Consider the following 334-nt stretch of genomic DNA (forward strand, 5'->3'; position numbering starts at 1 on the left):
TGCCGTTCGACTTGCATGTGTAAAGCATGCCGCCAGCGTTCAATCTGAGCCAGGATCAAACTCTTCAGTTCAATCTCTGTTTTTCCAGCATTGCTGCTGGAGGTCACTCACTCAAAATACTGACGAATTCTCCGAAGAGAATTACGTTAATTTTTGTGCGAGTGTTAAATAATAATTTGAGCATCAGTATCTAAAAGATACCGGGCTGATCTCATCTAACACCCACACTTATCGACTGTTTATTTTTAAAGAAGGCTGCTTACTTTTCGTATTCGACGAAGCGTTTTGTTCGTCAGCAGCAGAGAAGCGAGATTATCTAGTGTTTCGTGATATT

Annotated in this window: 1 rRNA gene; it reads right to left on the bottom strand. The window is 41.0% G+C overall.

Going from position 1 to position 334, the window contains the following annotated elements:
- A 16S ribosomal RNA gene (locus GJ700_RS34775) occupies nt 1-71 on the bottom strand; the annotation flags it as partial.
- Nucleotides 72-334: the final 263 nt, after the last annotated feature.

Origin of the sequence: Pseudoduganella rivuli (assembly GCF_009674485.1) — a bacterium.
Lineage (GTDB): Bacteria > Pseudomonadota > Gammaproteobacteria > Burkholderiales > Burkholderiaceae_D > Rugamonas > Rugamonas rivuli_B.